This window comes from Staphylococcus lugdunensis (assembly GCF_001558775.1).
Lineage (GTDB): Bacteria > Bacillota > Bacilli > Staphylococcales > Staphylococcaceae > Staphylococcus > Staphylococcus lugdunensis.
This window is the reverse complement of sequence record NZ_CP014022.1, coordinates 821,185-838,109: the sequence shown is the minus strand read 5'-3', so window position 1 is coordinate 838,109 and position 16,925 is coordinate 821,185. Positions and strand designations below refer to the sequence as shown.

The 16,925-nt window shown below is 35.1% G+C and carries 15 protein-coding genes; 7 read left to right on the top strand and 8 right to left on the bottom strand.

The window, feature by feature from the left end:
- Positions 1-20 precede the first annotated feature (20 nt).
- The 7 genes from AL499_RS03940 to AL499_RS03910 all read left to right on the top strand — a co-directional run bounded on the left by AL499_RS03940 (position 21) and on the right by AL499_RS03910 (position 9,788).
- Entirely contained in the window at positions 21-1,775 is a 1,755-nt protein-coding gene (locus tag AL499_RS03940) for an ABC transporter ATP-binding protein (RefSeq protein WP_002491931.1), read from the top strand.
- A gap of 24 nt (positions 1,776-1,799) precedes the next feature.
- Positions 1,800-3,533 carry an ABC transporter ATP-binding protein gene (locus AL499_RS03935; protein WP_002491930.1) on the top strand — a complete coding sequence of 578 codons (1,734 nt, stop codon included), beginning with the start codon at positions 1,800-1,802 and terminating at the stop codon, positions 3,531-3,533.
- Positions 3,534-4,571: a saccharopine dehydrogenase NADP-binding domain-containing protein gene (locus AL499_RS03930; protein ID WP_002491940.1), complete on the top strand. Its 1,038-nt coding sequence runs from the start codon at positions 3,534-3,536 to the stop codon at positions 4,569-4,571.
- A 283-nt stretch (positions 4,572-4,854) separates the two neighbouring features.
- Complete coding sequence (locus tag AL499_RS03925) at positions 4,855-6,063, top strand: NAD(P)/FAD-dependent oxidoreductase (RefSeq protein WP_002491937.1); 1,209 nt, start codon at positions 4,855-4,857, stop codon at positions 6,061-6,063.
- A gap of 215 nt (positions 6,064-6,278) precedes the next feature.
- Positions 6,279-7,757, top strand: coding sequence for a M17 family metallopeptidase (locus AL499_RS03920; RefSeq protein WP_002491935.1), 1,479 nt, complete (start codon positions 6,279-6,281; stop codon positions 7,755-7,757).
- Positions 7,758-8,072: 315 nt separating this feature from the next.
- Positions 8,073-9,392, top strand: a complete 1,320-nt coding sequence (locus AL499_RS03915; protein WP_002478453.1) for a Na+/H+ antiporter family protein — start codon at positions 8,073-8,075, stop codon at positions 9,390-9,392.
- Positions 9,393-9,413: 21 nt separating this feature from the next.
- The gene (locus AL499_RS03910) at positions 9,414-9,788 is read left to right on the top strand and encodes a PaaI family thioesterase (protein WP_002491929.1); all 375 of its coding nucleotides are present in this window, start codon (positions 9,414-9,416) and stop codon (positions 9,786-9,788) included.
- 31 nt (positions 9,789-9,819) lie between these two features.
- Here AL499_RS03910 and AL499_RS03905 read toward each other — a convergent pair whose 3' ends face one another.
- The 8 genes from AL499_RS03905 to AL499_RS03870 form a co-directional block, all read right to left on the bottom strand.
- Positions 9,820-10,989, bottom strand: coding sequence for an NAD(P)-binding domain-containing protein (locus tag AL499_RS03905; RefSeq protein WP_002493111.1), 1,170 nt, complete (start codon positions 10,987-10,989; stop codon positions 9,820-9,822).
- A 127-nt stretch (positions 10,990-11,116) separates the two neighbouring features.
- Positions 11,117-11,473 (bottom strand): Na+/H+ antiporter Mnh1 subunit G, encoded by a 357-nt coding sequence (gene mnhG1, locus AL499_RS03900; RefSeq protein WP_002478451.1) that lies wholly within the window; start codon positions 11,471-11,473, stop codon positions 11,117-11,119.
- On the bottom strand, positions 11,451-11,741 hold the full coding sequence (locus tag AL499_RS03895; RefSeq protein ID WP_002478450.1) for a Na(+)/H(+) antiporter subunit F1: 291 nt from the start codon (positions 11,739-11,741) through the stop codon (positions 11,451-11,453). The genes mnhG1 and AL499_RS03895 overlap by 23 nt, the downstream gene beginning before the upstream one ends.
- Entirely contained in the window at positions 11,738-12,217 is a 480-nt protein-coding gene (locus AL499_RS03890) for a Na+/H+ antiporter subunit E (RefSeq protein ID WP_037540876.1), read from the bottom strand. The genes AL499_RS03895 and AL499_RS03890 overlap by 4 nt, the downstream gene beginning before the upstream one ends.
- Complete coding sequence (locus AL499_RS03885) at positions 12,195-13,715, bottom strand: Na+/H+ antiporter subunit D (RefSeq protein WP_062248871.1); 1,521 nt, start codon at positions 13,713-13,715, stop codon at positions 12,195-12,197. Before AL499_RS03885 ends, AL499_RS03890 begins: the two co-directional genes overlap by 23 nt.
- Complete coding sequence (mnhC1, locus tag AL499_RS03880; protein WP_002459552.1) at positions 13,702-14,049, bottom strand: Na+/H+ antiporter Mnh1 subunit C; 348 nt, start codon at positions 14,047-14,049, stop codon at positions 13,702-13,704. Before mnhC1 ends, AL499_RS03885 begins: the two co-directional genes overlap by 14 nt.
- Positions 14,049-14,477 carry a Na(+)/H(+) antiporter subunit B gene (locus tag AL499_RS03875; protein ID WP_002459551.1) on the bottom strand — a complete coding sequence of 143 codons (429 nt, stop codon included), beginning with the start codon at positions 14,475-14,477 and terminating at the stop codon, positions 14,049-14,051. Before AL499_RS03875 ends, mnhC1 begins: the two co-directional genes overlap by 1 nt.
- On the bottom strand, positions 14,458-16,875 hold the full coding sequence (locus AL499_RS03870) for a Na+/H+ antiporter subunit A (protein WP_002493131.1): 2,418 nt from the start codon (positions 16,873-16,875) through the stop codon (positions 14,458-14,460). Before AL499_RS03870 ends, AL499_RS03875 begins: the two co-directional genes overlap by 20 nt.
- Between the last annotated feature and the right edge of the window lie 50 nt (positions 16,876-16,925).

Here is a 16,925-nt window from a genome sequence, read left to right as displayed (position 1 = left end):
AAAAGAAAGGAGTAACAAACATGACAAATCGCTCACATTGGTTCACATCTTTATTGAATTTCGGTAAAGATAGTAAAGGAAAAATTGTGTTATCGGTCTTGTTATCCATCTTGAGTGTGTTTTCAGGTTTAGTTCCATATTGGGCAGTCTATCGAATTATTCTGTATGTGATAGCTGGGCATAAAGAAACACACAACGTATTATTTTACATTGGCATAGCGCTTTTAGCCTATGTATTACAAGTTATCTTTTTCGGTTGTTCTACCATGCTGTCCCATGTAACAGCTTATGACATATTGTCAACAATTAGAAAACGATTGGCACAGAAACTTATGCGATTACCACTCGGTGTTGTGGAAGCGAAAAAAATCGGTGAACTTAAGAGCATTATGGTAGACAAAGTTGAAACAATCGAATTACCTCTAGCACATATTATTCCTGAAGTCATTGGCAACTTATTATTATCACTCGCGATTTTTGTTTGTATGATTGTCATTGATTGGCGGATGGCATGTGCAATGCTCATTACAATTCCGATATCATTTTTTGCATTTAAAAAGTTAATGTCTGGCTTTAATGATACGTATGCTGCACAAATGGCATCAAATAATTATATGAATAGTTCAATTGTAGAATATATCGAAGGTATTGAGGTAATTAAGACATTTAATCAATCGCAAAAGTCTTATCAAAAATATAAAGATGCCGTCAATGATTATAAGACACATACATTAAATTGGTTTAAACAAACATGGGGTTATATGAATTTAGGTGCCAGCATCTTACCATCAACCTTTTTAGGGGTCTTACCTATGGGGATGTATCTGGTGGCCATACATCAATTAGATCAAGCATCATTTTTCTTATGTTTAGTGTTATCTTTAGGTGTCGTTGCACCAATTAAGAACTTCACTAATTATGTGAATCAATTAAAGTCGATTCAATATGCAATTTCTGAAGTACAAACAATTTTAGATTTAGAAGAATTAAGTCAACCCGAACAATTTCAACAGCCTAAAAATACCAATATTACGTTTAATGATGTCGGTTTTTCTTATACAGGTGAAAGTGAAGACCTTGTTTTTGATCACTTAAACTTTACAATTCCTAGCCAGACCTTTACCGCTATAGTTGGTCCTTCTGGAACCGGGAAATCCACGATTGCTAAATTATTATTGAGATTTTGGGATGTAACCCGTGGTGACATTTTAATAGGAGATGCCAACATTAAAAATATCAGCTCTAAACAATTGAATGATTTAGTCGGTTTTGTTGGTCAAGATAACTTTTTATTAAACTTAACCTTTAAAGAAAATATTAAATTAGGACGTCCTGAAGCATCAGATCAAGATGTTATTGCTGCTGCTAAACAAGCACAATGTCATGATTTTATTCAACAGTTACCTCAAGGCTATGATACATATGTGGGTGCTGTTGGTGATAAATTATCAGGTGGAGAAAAACAACGTGTGACGATTGCACGTATGATTTTGAAAGATGCACCTATCATCGTTCTAGATGAAGCAACAGCTTATGTAGATCCAGACAATGAACAAAAGATTCAAAGTGCTTTAAATGCATTAACACACAATAAAACGTTAATTGTGATTGCACATCGTTTATCGACGATTAAACAAGCAGATCAAATCATAGTGTTAGATCAACATCGTATTGCTGAGCAAGGTACACATGAAGCGTTGCTTAAAAATCAAGGTACATATCACAAAATGTGGACGATTCATAGAGGTGTTAAAGACTGGGGCGTCACGTCGTAGTGATAGACGATAAGGAGGATTCCGATGTTTCAAATAACCAATAAAATTTTAAAATGGACTGCACCCTTCAAAGCTCGAATGATTTTAGGATTTGTCATGTCATTTCTGAATGCAATTTTTATTGCAATGCCTATCTTCTTAGCTGCCAATGTGTTTAATCGCATGTTAACACATCAAGATATTGAAAGTAATGAAATATTTTTGGTGCTTGGTGTCATGATTGTATTAGTGTTGGCACGTTTCATCACTGCGTATGCGAAAAATAGGTTACAAGAGAGTATTGCCTACGAAATGAGTGCTACAGAGAGATTAACCATTGGTGAAAAATTAAAAAATGTGCGTTTAGGATATTTTGAGCGTAATCATTCGAATGAGCTCTCAACAACCGTAACTTCAGATTTAACATTTTTAGAAAACTATGCCATGAAAATGGTTGATATAGTGGTGAATGGATATATCCTAATCACGGTACTTATTCTATCATTAGCCGTTGTTTCATGGCAGGTTGCGTTGGTTGCACTTTGCGGTGTCTTGCTATCATTACTGAGTATTTATGTCTTAGAAAAAATAAGTCATCGTAATGCACCGAAATATCACTATGCACAAAATCAGCTTGTTGAGAAGGTGTTAGAAGTTGTAAGAGGTATTCAAGTCATTAAAGCTTTTTCTAAAGAAGATACGAGTTTAAATAGCTTCAATCGTGCTGTTGACGATAGTAAGCGTACAAATTCTAAAATAGAACTGCAATATACACCGTTTAATTTACTTCACTTATTAAGTTTAAAAATTGTTTCAGTACTTATTGTGCTTGTCGCAACTTTATTATATTTTAACCATACAATTGAACTACCGATGCTCATTATGATGGCTATATTTTCATTTGTCATCTTTGATAGTATAGAGCATATTAATAATGCAGCACATGTGTTAGAAATTATTGATGTGACACTGGATGATATCGCCGAGATAAAAACGGCTCCAGAGCTCAATGAAACTGCAACGAACCAAAATATTACCAACTATAATATAGCCTTTGATCATGTAAGCTTTGCCTATGAGCAACAATCCGTTATTAAAGATGTGACATTTAACATTGATGCACAAACGTCAACAGCGATTATTGGACCATCTGGAAGTGGTAAGTCAACACTGTGTCATTTGCTGTTAAGATTTTACGATGTCGATGAAGGTAGTATACGTATTGGTGACGTAGATATTAGAGATATGACACTAAGCACATTGATGTCACATATTAGTGCAGTTTTTCAAAAAGTTTACTTGTTTAATGATACTATCGAAAACAATATTTTATTTGGGAAACCTCATGCGACACAAGAAGAAGTGGTTGAAGCAGCGAAACAGGCCTGTTGTCATGATTTTATCATGTCTTTACCTCAAGGCTATCAAACCGTTGTCAACGAAAAAGGAAATAATCTTTCAGGTGGTGAAAAACAACGCATCTCTATTGCCAGAGCCATTCTAAAAGATGCACCTATCATTATTCTTGATGAAGCAACAGCGAGTATTGATCCTGAAAATGAACATCTGATTCAACAAGCGATTGATGAACTGAGCAAAGGGAAAACGGTTATTACGATTGCACACAAATTAGGAACAATTAAAAATGCAGACCAAATCGTGGTGTTACAACAAGGAGAAATCTGTCAACTTGGTCAGCATGATACACTTGCAAATGAAGCAGGTATGTATCAAGACTTTTTAGCTATTAAAAGTGAATCGGAAGGTTGGAAATTATAAATGGTACAATGTATTGGTATTATCGGAGGCAATGGTGTAATAGGGTATAAGCTTGCGACATTATTAGCAAACCATCAGAATATGGACGTTATTATTACTTCTAGACAACTACAACCTCAACATGAGTTACCACCACATGTTACATTTACAACCGTTCATTTAGAGCGTGAGGATGAAATCATATCATTGATACGTCGATGTGATTTGATTATAAATTGCACTGGAAAGGCAATCAGACAATTATTACGATATTGTCTCACATATCACACGCACTATATCGACGCTTCTGGAGACATTCAGTGGGCAAACAATGAAACGGAATTGCATAGCCAGCTAAGTAGAGCAAAGCTCAATGCAATTCAATTTGCAGGTGTTAACCCAGGATTAACGGAAGTCCTACTTGATTATACATATCGCCGTAATGAAGTAAAATCCTTAGAAATGTATTTTTCAGGCACAGGACATCTATCTAAATCCGCTGTCTTTGAAATGATGACAACATCTAATCCACCTTATGCATACAATCAAATGTATTTAGCACAAGGAGAGTTAACGCCTACAAATTATATGATGACAACACGTCAGCTTGAGTCAGACGCACCACCATATCATTGCATTCCTATTATTAATCAACACTTTATAAATTATATTAAGCAAACAACGATTAACGAAGCACATTTCTTTAATGCTTTTAAAGACGACAGTATTATCTATAAAATGGTACAAGCGAAATATCACTTTGATCAACATGATATCACTAGTGCCATCACTATATTACGCAATGAATTTGAAGCAGATGCCAATCGCCATGAGCCATTTACATGCATTAGTTTGCTGTTAAATGATAACAAGACAATTTCAATACGGTGGTCTCAAGATTGGAATGATGTAACTGCTTTGACATTATATTGGACGGCGATATTGATATTACAAGGGAATGTTAAACAACCTGGTTTAACAAACTTATATGAAGCTATAGACGCCGAGACGTTACTAAATATGCTTCAACAAGAAAGCCATTGCTACTTTCATAACTAATGGTTAAAAAATAACAAACTATTAACAACTTTTACTTTAAACCTATATTCGCTTGAAAATGTAAGCTAAAAACTATAGAATTAAACATGGATTGAAGATTTTGTCTTTTTTGTGAACTCAAATGACTTGATCAAGATTATAAAAAGACATTGATACGTATGTATAAAGTCTATAAATTGTTTTTTGCAACACATTCATATTGAATTAACTTATGAATTGTATTATTGTCACATACTTTAGACTACGTAGAAATTAAATCAAATGAAAGCTTAGGTGAATAGTAATGGCTCAAGAACGGAAAAAAATACTTGTATTAGGTGCAGGTTATGCTGGATTACAAACTGTAACAAAATTACAAAAGCATGTTTCAGCTGAAGAAGCAGAAATTACATTGGTGAATAAAAATAAATATCACTATGAATCAACGTGGTTACATGAAGCGTCAGCTGGGACTATTAGCTACGAAGATTTAATATATCCAGTTGAAAGCGTACTTAAAAAAGACAAAGTAAACTTCGTCAATGCTGAAGTGACTAAAATTGACCGCAATGCGAAAAAAGTAGAAACAGATAGCGGTATTTTTAACTACGATATTTTAGTTGTTGCATTAGGCTTTGAAACTGAAACATTTGGTATCAGCGGTATGAAAGACTATGCTTTCCAAATTGAAAATGTTGATACTGCCCGTCATTTATCTCGTCATATTGAAGATAAATTTGCCAACTATGCAGCTTCAAAAGAGAAAAATGATAATGACTTAGCTATTTTAGTAGGTGGCGCTGGATTCACCGGTATTGAATTTTTAGGTGAATTAACTGACCGCATTCCTGAATTATGTAATAAGTATGGTGTAAACCAAGAAAAGGTTAGAATTACTTGCGTTGAAGCTGCACCAAAAATGTTACCAATGTTCTCAGACGAGTTAGTTAACTACGCAGTTAAGTATTTAGAAGATCGCGGCGTTGAATTTAAAATCGCTACACCAATCGTTGCTTGTAACGAAAAAGGTTTTGTAGTTAAAATCAATGATCAAGAACAACAATTAGAAGCGGGTACTTCAGTTTGGGCTGCAGGTGTACGTGGTAGTCAATTAATGGAAGCATCATTTGAAGGTGTTAAACGTGGCCGTATCGTGAACAAACAAGATTTAACTATCGAAGGTCATGACGATATCTTTGTGATTGGTGATGTATCTGCGTTTATTCCAGCTGGTGAAGAACGCCCATTACCAACAACTGCTCAAATTGCTATGCAACAAGGTGAGCACGTGGCTAAAAACATTAAACATATCTTAAATGGTGAAGCTACAGTTGACTTTGAATATGTTGACCGCGGAACAGTATGTTCTTTAGGTTCACATGATGGTGTTGGTATTGTATACGGTAGAGACATTGCAGGTAAAAAAGCTGCTTTCATGAAAAAAGTGATCGATACACGTGCAATATTCAAAATCGGTGGCGTAGGTTTAGCATTCAAAAAAGGTAAATTCTAAGATAATGGACTGACGATTAACATAAAAAAAGTTAATAGGACACTTTGACCTACCGTTTAGCCTCTTGCATTGAGCAAGGGGTTTTTTAGTGCCTAAATCAACATATTAACATGATTGATATACCTAATTGGTACTATGTTATGATTTATAAATGATATAGTTAAATTTATAAGGAAAATTTTAAAATTAAATAATTATATAAAAGGAATGATACTATGGTTCAATTAATTTTCAATCAACAACAAGGTACCAAGGACACTTTAATCATAGGATTACCATCACATCTGAATCAATTAGAGCCAATTGATTATGATGGTCTCGATTTGACAGATTTATTGGAGAGCTATAAGCATCAGCATATTATTAGTGCTAATGTAGGACATATTTCTTCAACAGCATTATATATTAATCAACGTCTAGTAAGATTAATCACAGTTGGCTTAGGTAATTTAAAAACGTTAACTTCAGCTGATTATTTATGTGGATTTGGTCAATTATTTCAATATTTACGTAAAGAAATGATTGCAGAAGCCGAGCTACTATTTGAGACATTTCAATCTAAAACAATGTCCAAGCAACACTGCGCGACATTGCTCGGACTACAAAGTGCACGAGCGATTTATCAATTTGATCATTACAAATCAAATAAACGTGTACCATATCATTTAACCATTTATTTGAATAAGATAGATGATGAGATACAGCATACCCTAGAGCAAGGTGTTATTGTCGGTGAAGGCGTGAATGTTGCACGTGACTTCAGTTATATGCCACCTAATTTGTTAACGCCTAAAGTTTTTGCCGATGAAATTACACAACATTTTGAAGATCGTGCTGTTCAGATTGATATAAAAAATGGCACACAATTGTTGTCAGAAGGCTTTGGTTTGTTACACGCAGTAGGCAAGGGTTCTGCACATGAACCGCAACTGATTACATTGACATATCAAGGTACAAATGAGGAGCAAGCACCTATTATGCTTGTAGGTAAGGGTATTACCTATGATTCAGGAGGATATAGCATTAAGTCAAAGGCAGGCATGCAAACAATGAAATTTGATATGTGTGGTGCAGCGAATGTAGTAGGCATGTTGCATGCCATTGAACGCTTACAACTGCCAATAAATGTCGTCGGTATTATTGCGGCAGCTGAAAATATGATTAGCGACAGCTCTATGAAGCCGGATGATATCTATACGGCACTTAGTGGTGAAACAGTTGAAGTACTCAATAGTGATGCAGAAGGTCGATTAGTATTAGGAGATGCGGTCTTTTACGCGAGTCAATTTCAGCCAAGTGCCATTCTTGATTTTGCAACGTTAACAGGTGCAGCGATTGCTGCTTTAGGAGAAGATAAGGCTGCTGTATTTAATTCACAAGCAGATGATCAACTAAAAGAAATTTTAACCGTTGCACAACAGTACGAAGAATATGTATTTGAACTACCTATGACTGCGACAGAGCAACGTTTAATTCGTCAGTCAGATGTTGCCGATTTAGTCAATCACACGAATGGCCAAGGTAAAGCTTTATTTGCAGCTGCTTTCATCAGTCATTTTAGCGGAAGTGTGCCGCATTTACATTTTGATATTGCGGGTCCAGCTACCATCGCTCATAAGAACTATAATGGTCCAAAAGGTGCAACAGGGTATTTAATACCAACAATTGTAAAGTGGTTACAACAATTAACATAAAGATTCATAGTGGAACACAGTTCCTGAAATCAACTATTTCAAGTTATAAATGATCTGGGGACATCATTATGTTTTAGGCTATGAACTCCATATATTGGCAGTAGTTGACTGGATTGAAAATACGCTGATGCCAAGCTTTTTTCAATCCTAGTCAACCTTGCCGGGGCAGGACTACGAATTCATAATGAATACTGTCCTGCTCTTTTTTTAACAATTTTTTTGCAACTTTATATTGACAGCTGTAATTTGAACTGCTATTATAAACGTCATACAAAAACGCTTTAGTTCGGTAGAGTGATAAAGGATGTGTTTTTTATGATTAATGCAGTTGTTATTGCAGTAGTGCTAATGATTGTTTTATGTTTATGTCGACTTAATGTAGTCATTAGTCTTTTTATTAGTGCACTTGTTGGTGGATTGATTTCAGGTATGACTTTAAATAAAGTGGTGGCGGTCTTCGCTAAAAATATTGTAGATGGTGCAGAGGTCGCTTTGAGTTATGCTTTATTAGGTGGTTTTGCTGCTTTAATTTCTTATAGTGGTATTACCGATTATTTAGTTAATAAGATTATACGTGCAATCCACTCAGAGAATAGTCGATTGTCAAGAATTAAGGTTAAAGTCATTATTATAGTGGCACTTTTAGCGATGAGTATTATGAGCCAGAACTTAATTCCAGTTCATATCGCTTTTATTCCAATTGTGATACCACCATTATTAAGTTTATTTAATGACTTGCGCATAGATCGACGTTTGATTGGTTTAGTCATTGGCTTTGGATTATGTTGGCCATACGTATTATTACCTTATGGTTTTGGTCAAATCTTCCACCAAATTATTCAAAGCGGATTTTCAAAAGCACATCATCCTATTGAATTTAATATGATTTGGAAAGCGATGTTAATACCTTCAATGGGCTATATTGCTGGCTTGATACTAGGTATGATTTACTATCGTAAACCCAGAGATTATAAGCGTGAATCATATACAGATAACGAAGCAGGCAATACTGAAATTAAACCATATGTCTTAGGTGTAACTGTTGTAGCTATTTTAGCAACATTTTTAGTTCAAACATTTACAGATTCAATGATTTTTGGTGCGCTTGCAGGGGTGCTTGTATTCTTCATTTCTCGTGTTTATAAATGGACAGAGTTAGATAGTCAATTTGTTGAAGGTATTAAAATTATGTCATTTATAGGTGTAGTTATCTTGTCAGCGAATGGCTTTGCGGGTGTGATGAATGAAACTGGAGATATCCAACACTTGGTAAGTAACTTAACACAAGTGACAAGTGGACATAAGTTATTAAGCATCATCATCATGTATGTCATTGGCTTAATTGTCACATTAGGTATTGGTTCATCGTTTGCAACAATTCCAATCATTGCTACGTTATTTATTCCATTAGGTGCTTCTCTTGGATTGGATACGATGGCATTAATTGCTTTAGTAGGTACCGCTGCTGCATTAGGTGATTCGGGTTCACCTGCGAGTGATTCAACACTGGGGCCTACAGCAGGATTAGATATTGATGGACAGCACGATCATATACGAGATACCTGTATTCCAAACTTTATCTTTTATAATGTGCCGCTCATTATTTTTGGAACAATTGCAGCTATGGTATTATAAAACAAAAACGGAGTGTCTCATATGACTAATTTATTAGAAACATTGGATATGAAGATTGAGTCCGAACAAGAGGGCAAGGTTGTATTGTCTATGCCAGTGAGTGATAAAGTGAAACAACCTTTTGGATATTTACATGGAGGCGCAAGTCTAGCACTTGGTGAAACAGCCTGTTCACTTGGTGCGGCTAATTTAATTGATAACCAAAAATTCATTCCACTTGGTTTAGAGATGAATGCCAATCATATTAAATCTACACGTGATGGTTATGTCTATGCCACGGCTACAATATTGCACCAAGGTAGTACAACACAAGTTTGGGATATTAAAATTACAGATGACAAAGCACAACTTATTAGTGTTATGCGTGGTACAATCGCAATCAAGTCACTAAAGTAACAAAATTTCCCCTATAAAAGAGGAAGCGTTATTATGCGCTTCCTCTTTTATAGGGTTTTTGAGTTAGACGTTGATATGCCTGATATATGCGTTCTGCGGCATCACGCCCACCCATAATGTTTCTAGCGAATGGGCCTAATTCTAAATCTGCTAATCCACCAGCAACAAATAATTGTGGTAACCACTCTAATTCTGAAGTTATTTGAGGGAATCCACTCATGGTTATAGGTGCTTGTTCTTGTTGAATCAAGTTTTTAACCATAGGCTGTTGAAGCAAAGTAGGCTTAAAACCAGTAGCTAATAAAATATGGTTATATGGATGCTGCTCCTGTTCCGTATAACAATGATGATCCGATATGTGTTTGATAGGTGACTGATGGATGATAAGTCGACCTTCAGATACATATTTTTTAAGGCGTAAATATAATTCATGTGGTAATGAACCCTTATGTCGTTCTTGGTTTATGATAGCCATACGTTTTTGTGATGATTCAATTTGTAAGAACCGGTTCATATTTTTAGGACCGAGCCATCCAGGATCAGCGTCAAAATCATGTATTTCAAATTGCTTATTCATCCATAAATGAATCGTATTATTTGGCTGTAAATCAATTAATTTTAATGTTAAATGTGCAGCAGAAATACCACTACCGACAACATGAGCGGTATGCTGATAAATTGTTTCGTCGATATTAGTTTGAAAAATATGTGTGATATCTGGTTGTTGTTGAAAGATGTCAGGAATGTACGGCTGATGATTGCAACCATTGGCTAATACCACACAATCTGTATTAAAAAGTGTGCCATCTTGTAGTTCAAGCTGCCATTGTGATTGCTGTTTACGTATGTGACTAACCTTGCCTTGGCGATGGCACATATTAAGATTGTAATCATGAATTTGTTGATGTGTATGATCCATAAACATGTCACGTTGAGGACGTTTATATTTACCATAAGTCGCGCCCGTATACTGATGGTATTTCGCAAATTGTTTTAAATGAAATGGATTTGGATGACAATGGTGTACAAACGGGGACCTTAAAAAAGGCATGCGAATACGCTGGCTAAATTGATTAAACTGTTCACATAATGAAGTATATGGGTCAATAATCGTTAAATTTTCAAGTGGTAAGCCATGATGTCTTAACTTAATAGCAATTGTGGTTCCTTGAAGACCGCCACCAATAATTGTCCAATGCATATAATCACTACTTTCTATTATAAAACGTAATAGTTACGATTTATAATAGCATGTTTAACACAATAAATGCAACAAAGAAGGGAACGGAACAGAATTCATTATGAATTCGTAGTTCCGCTCCCTAACGTTATAATTTTTTATCTTTTAAATCATCGTTAATTTCATCTATTTTAGTGTTCTTAGTGTATGGCGTTTTAATATTATAAGCTGCCTTCATAATCATATGACTTGAAAGGGGACCAGTTATAAAGACAAAGATAATACCTAATAGTAGTTGCATATTTGGATAACCTTTCGTGGCGTAAAAATATAAAAACGTACCAAATAGTAAGAACATGGCACCAAGTGTTGCTGCTTTACCCGCAGCATGTGCGCGTGAGTAGACATCTTCGAGACGAATAATGCCAATGGCTGCAAACGCACTTATCAATGCACCTAAAATAACAAATATTACAGCGATACTATTGATGATCGTCGTTATCACGGTCAATCACCTTACCTTTATCAATAAATTTACTAAATACAGCTGTACCTAAAAATGCAAGTATGGCAACGAGTAAAATTGCTACTAATAAATACTCTGCCCCCATAAAAATACTGTAAAGTGCGATGCAGGCCATTAATTGCAGGCCAATCGCATCTAGTGCAACAATTCTATCAGCGAGAGAGGGGCCTAAAATGACCCTAATAAACATTGCAATCATTGATAACGCAACAATGATTAAAGCAATCATCATAATGACATGAATCATTCGTTCCCCACCTCTCTAACTACTTTTTCCAATGATGATTTAATACTAGCGACTTCTTCTTCTTTAGTACTAAAGTCAATGGCATGAATATAGATTTTAGTGCGGTCGTCACTAATACCAAGGACGACAGTTCCTGGTGTCAACGTAATAAGGTTAGATAATAAGACGATTTGCCAATCTGTTTTTAAGTCTGTGTTATATACAAAGAATCCAGGATGATTATTGATTTTAGGCCGTAAAATGATCTTTAATACATCAATATTTGCTTTAATTAATTCAATCAAAAAGACTACGGCTAATTTTATAATTTTATATACGCGATATAAATAAAAATGTTGCGGTAATACTTTTGAAAATAAAAATACGAATAGGGAACCAAGAATTAATCCAAGGACGAAATTATTGAGGGTATAGCTACCAGTTAATAAAAGCCAGATAACAGAAAGAATCAAATTAACAATAAATTGAAATGCAATCATCATTTACCCCCAATACACTTTTAATATAAATACTAGGATCTGTATAAGTCATTGCAGCTTCCTTAACATAAGGATAAAGTACCTCTGCCGATAATCCAAAAACAACTGTAATGGTAACAGCAACAATTGAAATGATTGTAATCGTGGTAATTTGTTGATTTGATGCTATGTTATAGCCATATGCCTCACCGAAGAATCCTTTTAAGAAAATACGCATAACGGAATATAATACGACTAAACTTGATAGTAATACAACGATACCACTGATATAGAAACCTTCTTCAAATGTAGACTTTACAATTAATAACTTACCATAAAAACCACTTAATGGTGGTATACCCGCTAGACTAAGTGCGGCTATAAAGAATGTCCATCCTAAAACAGGATAAGACTTTATTAAACCACCAAATTGATTTAAATCTGTAGTTTTAGTGATTTGATACATTACTCCAATTAATAAAAACAGGGCAGTTTTGACCAACATATCATGTAAAGTGTAATATATTGCGCCCATCATACCAGTTTGTGTCATTAAGGCAACACCCACCAGAATCACGCCTATAGCAATCATAATATTGTAAATAATGATCTTTTTCGTATCATTAAATGCAATCGCACCTACACAGCCAAATATAATTGTTAGTAATGCAAAGAATAAGACAAGATAGTGTGAGAAGCCAACGGTATCTTGGAAAAATAAACTCAAAGTTCTAGCAATCGCGTATACGCCGACTTTAGTTAACAATGCACCAAAAAAAGCAATAATAGCAAATGGAGGTGCATAATATGAACCAGGTAACCATACATACATTGGAAAGGCACCAGCCTTTGTTGCAAAAACAAAGAAGAATAAAATAAAGACAATGCTAACTAATCCGCTTTCAGTGTTTGATAGTTGTGCTAGTTTTTGACTGATATCTGCCATATTTAACGTTCCCACAATAGAATAAAGAATTGCTACTGCGATAACGAAAAATGTAGAAGATACAACGTTAATGAGTAAATATTTAACCGTTTCTCTCAATTGAACTTGCGTACTACCGAGCACGAGTAAGCAATAAGAAGACATTAAAAATACTTCGAAAAAGACAAATAAGTTAAAAATATCTCCGGTAGTAAATGCGCCTATAATACCAGTCAACATAAACATAATAGAGAAGTAATAATAATACGTTTCTCTATGTATGCCAGATGTAGGAATTGAAAATGAAATAATTAGCATTGTAATTACAATGCTGGTAATGATTAACATGGCACTAAATAAATCTAAAGTAAAAACAATGCCATATGGTGCCGACCATGAGCCGAGTTCAACTTTAATTGGACCATGTTGTGCCACATGATTAAAGTTAACAATCGCAGCTACTAACGTTAACACACATCCAATAAGAGCCACATAACGTTTGATAACAGGACGCTTACCTAAGAATACTAGTATAATCGCTGTAATCATCGGCACGATAATGGCTACCACTAATAAATTACTTTCTAGCATCTTCAGGAGCTCCTTTCATACGTTCGACATTATCAGTGCCTAATTCTTTATAACTGCGAAATGCAAGTACTAAGAAAAAGGCTGTTGTTGCAAAGGCGATGACAATCGCAGTTAAAATTAAGGCATGTGGTATAGGGTCAACATAATGAGAGATACCTTTTTCATAAATAGGCATTTCACCATTTTTTAAACCACCCATTGTGATTAAAAAGAGATTTGAGGCATGTGTGATAATTGTTGTTCCCATAATAATGCGAATAAGACTTTTAGATAAGATGAGATAGACACTGATGGCAGTTAATATGCCACAAACAATAATCATGATAATTTCCATTAGTCATTCTCTCCAATCGTTATAATAATCGTCATTACGGTACCAACTACGGCACATAACACACCAAAGTCAAAGAACATAGGTGTATTCATATGCATAGGTGCAAGCAATGGTAAGGGAACATTAAATTCAGTATGTGTAAAGAAATTTTCGCCATATAACCAACTTGCAATAGGTGTTGTTACACAAAAGACAAGACCTATACCAATCAAAATTTTAAAATCCCAAGGGAAGATACGACGCATTGTTTTGATATCAAAAGCAATGGTGATAATTACTAAAGCGCTTGAGATTAATAAACCACCGACAAAGCCACCACCAGGTGTATAATGACCTGCTAAAAATAATGTGACAGCAAAAAGTGAAATTAACAAAGCGATAATGACAGCAGCATACTGTAACATTAAATTATTTTTCTGTCTGTTCATAACGCTTCACCTCACTTGAATTGGCTTTATGCTTGTTTTTTAATTTAATCATTGTATATACGCCTAAACCTGCAATACCAAGTACAGATGATTCAAATAAAGTGTCCATACCACGGAAATCGACGAGGATGACGTTGACCATGTTTTTACCATGAGCCAGATCATACACATGCGCTTTATAGTACTCAGCTATTGAAGTGAAATGGCGATTACCATAGGCAATCAAACCTAAAATGATAACAACAAGTCCTACGCCAGCAGATATCAAAGCATTCGTTACTTTAAATGATCGCGTCTCGTTATAACGGTTTAAGTTAGGCAAATAATAGAAACATAGTAAAAATAATGCAGTTGAGATTGACTCAACAACAAATTGAGTTAAAGCTAAATCAGGTGCTTTAAAGAAGACAAATAGTACCGATACGGCATAGCCAATGACACTCAACATGATAATACTAAAGAGTCTAGACTTAGCTAAGACGACCATAAACGCAGCAACAACAAGCAATACAATAATAGCTGCTTCAAAGATTCTAATACGATTTACGTCTTTAAAGTCAAAGTGGAAAGGCACACTTGACAGTGTAGCAATAGTGATGACTAATAAAGCACTGAAGATAATAACTAAATGATTACGTGAGAAACCATCTACATAACTACTTGTCATTGCCTTAGAATAGTTAGGTAAAAGCATGCCCGAACGATTATACCAATAATTGAACGTTAGCCGTTGAGGGTGAGCTTGCAATAGTTTAACCCAGTAAGTAAACGTTAAAATAAAGACAATTCCTAAAGCATAAATCACTAACGTAGAGATGAAAGCTAGGGTCAGACCGTGAAATAGTTCAAATTCTGCTACTACATTTGATGACTGACTGATTGCTTGTGCTGCAGGTGCAACAAGTGCTTGTGATGTCCATCCAGGGAATAAACCAAGGGCAATCACTAGGATCGCTAAAATAGTAGGTGACACTAACATGAGAATTGGTGCTTCATGTGCTTGTTTTGGCAAACGATCTGGACGATGTTTGCCAAAAAAGATGTGCATGACAAATTTAATAGCGTAGACAAAGGTAAAGATACTTCCAGCAATAGCCATGATTGGGAAAATCATACCTAATGTGTTTAAGCTAAAAATATTTGCATGTGTTACCGAAAGCATAGCATCTATAAATGATTCTTTTGACAAGAAACCATTAAACGGTGGAATGCCTGCCATACTTAATGCTGAAATAATCGTAAGCGTAAAGGTCATCGGCATGATAGTCAATAAACCACCTAGCTTATTGATATCACGCGTACCAGTTTCGTGATCAATCGCTCCTGTCACCATAAATAAGGCACCTTTAAATGTCGCATGATTAATTAAATGGAACATTGCTGCAGTATAAGCTGCAATATAGAGCTGGCTATCAGCGCCTTCGAAATGATAGCTTACTGCGCCAATACCCAGCATTGACATAATCATGCCTAACTGAGAGACGGTTGAAAATGCAAGAATACCCTTTAAATCAGTTTGTTTAGTTGCATTTAAAGAAGCCCCAAATAGAGTGATTAGACCGACAAGTGTCACGGTCCAAATCCAACCTTGAGATACAGCAAACAATGGTGTCATACGTGCCACTAGATATAATCCTGCTTTAACCATGGTTGCAGAATGTAAGTAAGCACTTACTGGTGTTGGCGCCTCCATAGCATCTGGTAACCAAATATAAAAAGGTACCTGTGCAGATTTGGTGAAAGCTCCAATTAAAACTAAAACCATCGCAAGATTAAATATTGGGCTATTTTGAATTTCAATGGTATTTTCAAATAATTGCTTAATACTAAAACTATTTCCAGCAATACCTAATAGAATAAAACCACCGAGTAAAGATAAGCCGCCTAATACTGTAATGATTAGTGACTTTTGTGCACCATAAATGGAAGCTTGACGTGTTCTCCAAAAGGAAATCAGTAAGAAACTGGAAAAAGACGTTAGCTCCCAGAATAAGTACAACATAATCATATTATCTGAGATGACAACACCTAACATCGCACCCATAAATAATAATAAATAACAGTAAAAGTTTCCAAGTTGTTCTTGCTTACTTAAGTATCCAATCGAATAAAGTACGACTAAACTACCAATCCCTGTAATTAATAAGCTAAACAATAAACCTAAGCCATCTATATAAAGGTCAAAGTTCATTCCGATATGAGGCATCCAGTTTAAAGTTCTCATTATCGTATTACCTGACGTCGTAATTGGTATGTAGGTTAAAAAATAAATAAATAAGACGATAGGGACAGGTAATACAAACCATCCTAAATGGATACGTGGTACGAATCGATATAGGATTGGAATAATGAGTGCAAATATTAACGGTAATATAACCGCAATATGTAACCAACTCATTATATTGTCCTCCTTTAAAAATTTGTTTATGTTATTCATTATACATGAAT

Excerpts from the sequence above, each read along its gene's own strand:
- AL499_RS03940 (WP_002491931.1), top strand. The coding sequence starts at position 21 with ATGACAAATCGCTCACATTGGTTCACATCTTTATTGAATTTCGGTAAA.
- AL499_RS03935 (WP_002491930.1), top strand. The coding sequence starts at position 1,800 with ATGTTTCAAATAACCAATAAAATTTTAAAATGGACTGCACCCTTCAAA.
- AL499_RS03930 (WP_002491940.1), top strand. The coding sequence starts at position 3,534 with ATGGTACAATGTATTGGTATTATCGGAGGCAATGGTGTAATAGGGTAT.
- AL499_RS03925 (WP_002491937.1), top strand. The coding sequence starts at position 4,855 with ATGGCTCAAGAACGGAAAAAAATACTTGTATTAGGTGCAGGTTATGCT.
- AL499_RS03920 (WP_002491935.1), top strand. The coding sequence starts at position 6,279 with ATGGTTCAATTAATTTTCAATCAACAACAAGGTACCAAGGACACTTTA.
- AL499_RS03915 (WP_002478453.1), top strand. The coding sequence starts at position 8,073 with ATGATTAATGCAGTTGTTATTGCAGTAGTGCTAATGATTGTTTTATGT.
- AL499_RS03910 (WP_002491929.1), top strand. The coding sequence starts at position 9,414 with ATGACTAATTTATTAGAAACATTGGATATGAAGATTGAGTCCGAACAA.
- AL499_RS03905 (WP_002493111.1), bottom strand. The coding sequence starts at position 10,989 with ATGCATTGGACAATTATTGGTGGCGGTCTTCAAGGAACCACAATTGCT.
- AL499_RS03895 (WP_002478450.1), bottom strand. The coding sequence starts at position 11,741 with ATGATTCATGTCATTATGATGATTGCTTTAATCATTGTTGCGTTATCA.
- AL499_RS03885 (WP_062248871.1), bottom strand. The coding sequence starts at position 13,715 with ATGCTAGAAAGTAATTTATTAGTGGTAGCCATTATCGTGCCGATGATT.
- mnhC1 (WP_002459552.1), bottom strand. The coding sequence starts at position 14,049 with ATGGAAATTATCATGATTATTGTTTGTGGCATATTAACTGCCATCAGT.
- AL499_RS03875 (WP_002459551.1), bottom strand. The coding sequence starts at position 14,477 with ATGAACAGACAGAAAAATAATTTAATGTTACAGTATGCTGCTGTCATT.
- AL499_RS03870 (WP_002493131.1), bottom strand. The coding sequence starts at position 16,875 with ATGAGTTGGTTACATATTGCGGTTATATTACCGTTAATATTTGCACTC.